This window comes from Paenibacillus oleatilyticus, assembly GCF_018998565.1.
Classification (GTDB): Bacteria; Bacillota; Bacilli; order Paenibacillales; family NBRC-103111; genus Paenibacillus_G; species Paenibacillus_G oleatilyticus.
Genome location: NZ_JAHNZO010000011.1, coordinates 197,595 through 203,594 on the forward strand (window position 1 = coordinate 197,595; position 6,000 = coordinate 203,594).

A 6,000-nucleotide genomic window follows, 5' to 3' on the forward strand; every position below is an offset into this window, starting at 1 on the left:
GCTTGACGCTAGATCAAGTATGAAGGTTTTTTGCATTTTGTCACATATTCGCACCGAAAAGGCAAACGCTATACCATATCATACGCTTTGGTTGAAAAACGGGAACAGGAGGCATGAAGCGATGATTATCGGGATACCGAAGGAAATCAAAAACAACGAAAACCGCGTCGCCTTAACCCCCGGCGGCGCTGCGGTCTTGAGACAAGCCGGTCATAGCGTTATTGTGGAAGCCGGGGCCGGTGCGGGCAGCGGGTTTTCCGACGACGAGTACGCCAAGGAAGGCGCCGAGCTGCTTCCTTCGGCTGCCGAGGTTTGGGGCAAGGCCGAAATGATTATGAAGGTGAAGGAGCCGCTTCCTGCGGAATTCGGCTACTTCCGCGAAGGGCTGACGTTATTTACCTATCTCCATCTGGCAGCCGAGCCGAAGCTGACCGAGGCGCTCGCGCAGCATAAAGTAACCGCCATCGCATATGAAACGATTCAGCTTCCGAGCGGGGGGCTGCCGCTGCTTACTCCGATGAGCGAAGTGGCCGGACGCATGTCCGTTCAGGTCGGCGCGCAGTTTCTGGAAAAAAATTACGGTGGGCGCGGCATTCTGCTCGGCGGCGTACCCGGCGTGCCTCCGGCGGACGTCATCATTTTGGGCGGAGGCATCGTCGGAACCAACGCCGCGAAAATGGCGCTCGGACTCGGCGCCAACGTCGTCGTCATCGAACGCAGCGCGGAACGGCTCCGGTATTTGGACGACGTGTTCCACGGCCGCATCCGCACGTTGATGTCCAACCCCTACAACATTGCCAATGCGGTACAAAAGGCGGATCTGCTGATCGGGGCCGTCCTTATTCCCGGAGCGAAAGCGCCGAAGCTCGTCAGCGAGGACATGGTGCGGCAGATGAAGCCCGGGGCCGTGATCGTGGACGTGGCCGTCGATCAGGGCGGATCGATTGCAACGGTGGATCGCGTAACGACGCACAGCGCGCCGACATACGAGAAGCATGGCGTCCTTCATTATGCGGTCGCCAACATGCCGGGAGCCGTGCCGCGGACCTCTACGCTGGCGCTTACGAATGTGACCATCGGCTACGCCCTCGAATTGGCCGGCAAAGGGGTGACCCGTGCACTCTACGGCAATCCGCCGCTGAAGCTCGGCGTGAACACCTATCAGGGCCACGTCACGTATCCCGCGGTAGCCGAAGCTGTCGGTCTGCCTTATACGGGCTTGGATTCGCTGCTGCCGATCAGTTGACCATGGCAGCGGCGATGCCGTCAGACATTTCGTCCCGTCTTCTCCTTCGTTCGATACGCATAATTTGGCCGCTCCGGTCATAGTGTACTCTTAGAACCTGTCTGAACTCCCGCGGTCCGGCGCCAAGCCGGCGGCAGGGAGCAGGGGAGGAGGGGACAAGCCGTGATTGTTCATGTTCGGGCGCGAAAATGGCTCGGCCGCTTTCGCTTCGCGCTCTTGTTCGTGGTGTTTACGTTCGCGCTGTATCACATGCTGCTCGCCGTTACGCGATGGTTGGAGCCGGAGCCAAAGTATAGGGAGCCTGCAGGCCGCGCCGTCAAAGCGTTCCAAAACGATCGGGTGGCCGCGGCTTCGGACAAGATCACGATGAGCGAACGGCTGAAGCTTTTTTACCGGATCGGCGAATAAAAAAGCTTCGCGATTCGGAAGGAATATTGATCCTTTATGTGGAATTGTTTTAAAAGCGCCGATGCAAGACATAAAAGGGGATCAATTGCGCATGAAACAGGAACTCAACTCGTTTATCCGTTTTTTGGCGGAGGATCGGGGCCTTGCTCAGAATACGCTGGACTCGTACCGACGCGATTTGTCTCAGTATATAGATTATTTGGAAAGCTCCGGCATCTCTGCGCTGGGCGACAGCGGGAAGCTGAACATTTCCGGCTATATGCTGGACCTGAAGCAGCGGGGGAGGGCTACGGCCACGCTTTCCCGGAGTATGGTTTCCATCCGCGCCTTTTACCAATTCCTCGTCAAGGAGCGTCTGCTGGACAGCGATCCGTCGCTGCACATGGAGACGCCAAGACTCGAGAAACGGATTCCGAAGGTGCTGTCGGTTCAAGAGGTGGGCAAGCTGCTCCAGGCCCCCATGACGACGACGCCCAACGGGATGCGGGATAAGGCGATGCTGGAGGTGCTGTACGCGACGGGAATCCGGGTATCGGAGCTCATCTCGCTTGACGTGGACAGTGTCAATCCGAGTATGGGCTTTATCCGTTGTGTCGGCAAAGGCAAAGAACGCATCGTACCGCTCGGGAGAATCGCTTCGGAGTACGTGGAGGCCTACATCCAAACAATGCGTCCGAAGCTGCTCAAGCCGTCCAAGGCCGAGGAGGCGCTGTTTGTCAGCCATTTGGGGACCCGGATGACGCGTCAGGGCTTCTGGAAAATCATTAAACGTTACGCTGCGGAATCCGACATTCGGATGGAAATCACTCCGCACACGCTCCGGCACTCGTTTGCCGCGCACCTGCTGGAGAACGGAGCCGACCTCCGGTCCGTGCAGGAAATGCTCGGTCATGCGGACATCTCGACGACGCAGATCTATACGCAAGTCACCCGGAGCAAAATGAAGGAGGTTTACGATCGGACCCATCCCCGGGCCAAAATCGAATAGTCTTCCGGCGAGCCCGTTCCTCTGCGCCTGAGAGACCGGGTTTTTCGTATTGCGGCTTTTGCAAACCATGTCCGCTTTTGCGATAATAATGGTAGGCTTGTCGAAAAAAACGGCGTGCGAGGATGGCATTGCTTCACAATGCCCAAGTTTGTGCTTTCGCTGTAACGTTGCTGCGCACTGCCCGAATCGGCGCTTAGCTCCGTAATACTCAAGTCTGTGCTTACGAAGATGGCATTGCTGCGCAATGCCCGGAGGAGGGACATCCATGAAATTTAAACGAGTATGCTTGATTGTGCTGGATAGCGTGGGGATCGGCGAGCTGCCGGATGCCGCGCGTTTTAACGATACCGGAGCCCATACGCTCGGCCACATCGCAGAGCGCGTGCCGTCGCTGCGCGTGCCCCATATGCAGCAGCTCGGCCTCGGAAATATCGCCGGGCTGCAGGGCGTTGATCCGGTTGAACGCCCCGGCGGTTATTACGGCAAAATGGCCGAGGTATCGGTCGGCAAAGATACGATGACCGGGCACTGGGAAATTATGGGCCTGAATGTGACCGTCCCGTTCAATGTATTTCCGGATGGGTTCCCGCCGGAGCTGATCGCCCGTTTCGAGCAGGAAACCGGGCGCAAGGTCATTGGCAACAAGCCGGCCTCCGGTACGGAAATATTGGATGAACTGGGCGAGGAGCAGATGAAAACCGGGGCCTGGATCGTCTACACTTCGGCGGACAGCGTGTTCCAGCTTGCGGCGCACGAAGAGATCATTCCGCTGGAGGAACTGTACAGAGCCTGCGAGATCGCCCGCAAGCTGACGCTTGAAGATCCGTATACGGTCGGTCGCGTCATTGCGCGGCCTTATGTCGGAACGCCAGGAGCATTCAAACGCACGCCGAACCGTCACGATTATGCGGTGAAGCCGCCGGCTCCGACGGTCATGAACCAGCTGAAGGATGCGGGATTCGATTGTATCGCCGTCGGGAAGATCAACGATATTTTTGACGGCGAAGGCGTGACCCGTGCGCTCCCGACCAAAAGCAATCTTGACGGAATTCAGAAGACGATTGACGCGATGGGAGAATCGTTCCAAGGACTGCTGTTTACGAACCTCGTCGATTTTGACTCGCTGTACGGCCACCGTAGAGATCCGGAAGGGTACGCCATGGCGCTGAACGAATTCGACGAATGGCTGCCCAAGCTGATGGAACGGGTCGGCAAGGACGACCTGTTGATTCTGACTGCCGATCACGGCAACGATCCGATTCATCACGGGACGGACCACACCCGCGAGTATGTGCCGCTTCTGGTGTACAGCCCGGCGTTCGAAACGACGGGGACGGTCGGAGTCCGCAGCACGTTTTCGGATCTCGGCGCGACGGTAGCCGAAAACTTCAGCGTAAAGGGAACAGGCAACGGCACCAGCTTTTTGAACGAATTGAAATAACAAATACATATTGCGGGGAGGACGAATCGAATGAGCGATCAAACGACGCTGTTGAAGAACATTAAGGAAGCTGCGGAATATATCCGCGGAAAATATCCGGAGAAGCCGGAAATTAGCCTAATCCTGGGCTCCGGCCTCGGCGTGCTGGCCGATTTGGTGGAAGGCGGAGTAACGATTCCGTATGAGGACATTCCGCATTTTCCGGTATCTACGGTAGAAGGCCATGCCGGCGAGCTGCTGCTTGGTAAAGTTGAAGGCAAGCACGTGCTGATGATGAAAGGCCGTTTTCATATGTATGAAGGATACGGCGTCGAAACGGTTTCGTTCCCGGTCCGCGTCATGAAGGAGCTCGGTGTGGAGAAGCTGCTGGTGACCAACGCTGCCGGCGGCATCAACACGTCATTCGAGGTCGGGGACCTGATGCTGATCCGCGATCATATTAACTTTACGTTCCGCAACCCGCTCATTGGACCGAACCACAGCGAGCTGGGTGTTCGTTTCCCGGACATGTCCGAAGCGTACAGCCGCCGTCTGCGCGAGGCAGCGAAGGAGGTAGCGGCAGAGCAGGGGCTGAAGCTGCAGGAGGGGGTATACCTCGGGCTGCTCGGACCGTCGTACGAAACCCCCGCGGAAATCCGCATGATGCGGACGCTCGGCGGCGACGCCGTGGGCATGTCCACCGTGCCGGAAGTGGTTGTTGCGCGGCATGCGGGTATTGAAGTGCTCGGTTTTTCGTGCATCAGCAATATGGCGGCGGGCATCCTGGATCAGCCGTTGTCCCATGCGGAAGTTATGGAAACGACGGAGCGCGCGAAGCCGAAATTTCTTAAGCTGGTGCTCGGAATCATCTCGCGAATCTAGAACGTCATGGTGATGGAACGGCGTCCGCCTTCAAGCGGCTGCCGAATTCGATTCGAAAGAGGGAGAAGAGATGGAACCGAATTACGTTGAACATATTCAAGAAGCGGCTCAATGGATCAGCGACCGCATCGATCGAAGATCTTTAGATATGGGCTTGGTGCTTGGCTCCGGCCTTGGCGATATGGCCGCTCAGGTGGAGGATGCGATCGCCATTCCTTACGATAGAATTCCGCATTTTCCGGTATCTACGGTGGAAGGCCATGCCGGACAATTTGTCATCGGCAAGCTCGAAGGCAAAAATGTCATCGTCATGCAGGGCCGTTTTCACTATTACGAAGGCTACTCGATGAAAAAAGTCGTCTTCCCGATCTACGTCATGAAGCAGCTTGGCGTTCAGTCGCTTGTGATTACGAACGCGGCGGGTGGCATGAACCGCGGCTTTCAGGCGGGCGATTTGATGCTGATCTCCGACCAGCTCAACCTGACGGGAGACAACCCGCTCATCGGAATCAATCATCCGGAGCTCGGTCCCCGTTTTCCGGACATGTCGCAGGCGTATACCCCGAAATTCCGGGATCTGGCCAAGCGGATTGCTGCCCAAATGGGACAGGAGCGCGGCGAAGCGATCCGCCTGCAGGAGGGTGTATACGCGGGTATCAGCGGTCCGAACTACTTGCCTCCGGCCGAGCTGACCATGCTCGCGAACCTTGGCGGCGACGCCGTAGGCATGTCTACGGTAGGAGAAGTGATCGCGGCAAGCCACACAGGCCTGAAGGTGCTCGGCATCTCCTGCATCACCGACATGGCGATCGGCGAAGAGCTGGAGCCGCTCACGCATGAGCAGGTAGTGGCTGTGGCGAACCGCACGAAACCGATTTTCATCGAGCTGGTGCGCCGTTTTGTGAAAGAAGCGTAGGGTTAACATCTAAATAAAACGAACTAAAGAACCGCTTTCCTTCAATTTTCACGGGGGAAGCGGTTTTTTTTCTACAGCGGAATAACGATACAACGAAGGTGTTTAACCCTTGCTCGTCGAAGTAATGGAGTACCATTTCT

6 protein-coding genes are annotated in these 6,000 nt (G+C 57.0%); all 6 read left to right on the forward strand.

All coding sequences use genetic code 11. The annotated features are described in order from the left end of the window. Positions 1-121: 121 nt before the first annotated feature. The 6 genes from ald (at position 122) to KQX66_RS16650 (ending at position 5,860) form a co-directional block, all read left to right on the forward strand. Positions 122-1,246 (forward strand): alanine dehydrogenase, encoded by a 1,125-nt coding sequence (gene ald, locus KQX66_RS16625; RefSeq protein WP_216793938.1) that lies wholly within the window; start codon positions 122-124, stop codon positions 1,244-1,246. 162 nt (positions 1,247-1,408) lie between these two features. After that, entirely contained in the window at positions 1,409-1,654 is a 246-nt protein-coding gene (locus KQX66_RS16630) for a DUF4227 family protein (protein WP_216793939.1), read from the forward strand. 91 nt (positions 1,655-1,745) lie between these two features. After that, on the forward strand, positions 1,746-2,642 hold the full coding sequence (gene xerD / locus KQX66_RS16635; RefSeq protein ID WP_216793940.1) for a site-specific tyrosine recombinase XerD: 897 nt from the start codon (positions 1,746-1,748) through the stop codon (positions 2,640-2,642). A 265-nt stretch (positions 2,643-2,907) separates the two neighbouring features. Beyond that, positions 2,908-4,083: a phosphopentomutase gene (gene deoB, locus KQX66_RS16640; RefSeq protein WP_216793941.1), complete on the forward strand. Its 1,176-nt coding sequence runs from the start codon at positions 2,908-2,910 to the stop codon at positions 4,081-4,083. 30 nt (positions 4,084-4,113) lie between these two features. After that, positions 4,114-4,944 (forward strand): purine-nucleoside phosphorylase, encoded by an 831-nt coding sequence (locus KQX66_RS16645; protein ID WP_216793942.1) that lies wholly within the window; start codon positions 4,114-4,116, stop codon positions 4,942-4,944. A 70-nt stretch (positions 4,945-5,014) separates the two neighbouring features. Further along, positions 5,015-5,860 carry a purine-nucleoside phosphorylase gene (locus tag KQX66_RS16650; protein WP_216793943.1) on the forward strand — a complete coding sequence of 282 codons (846 nt, stop codon included), beginning with the start codon at positions 5,015-5,017 and terminating at the stop codon, positions 5,858-5,860. The last annotated feature ends 140 nt before the right edge of the window (positions 5,861-6,000 follow it).

Bases quoted from the DNA above. Each gene is read 5' to 3' on its own strand.
- ald (WP_216793938.1), top strand. From the start codon at position 122: ATGATTATCGGGATACCGAAGGAAATCAAAAACAACGAAAACCGCGTC.
- xerD (WP_216793940.1), top strand. From the start codon at position 1,746: ATGAAACAGGAACTCAACTCGTTTATCCGTTTTTTGGCGGAGGATCGG.
- deoB (WP_216793941.1), top strand. From the start codon at position 2,908: ATGAAATTTAAACGAGTATGCTTGATTGTGCTGGATAGCGTGGGGATC.
- KQX66_RS16645 (WP_216793942.1), top strand. From the start codon at position 4,114: ATGAGCGATCAAACGACGCTGTTGAAGAACATTAAGGAAGCTGCGGAA.
- KQX66_RS16650 (WP_216793943.1), top strand. From the start codon at position 5,015: ATGGAACCGAATTACGTTGAACATATTCAAGAAGCGGCTCAATGGATC.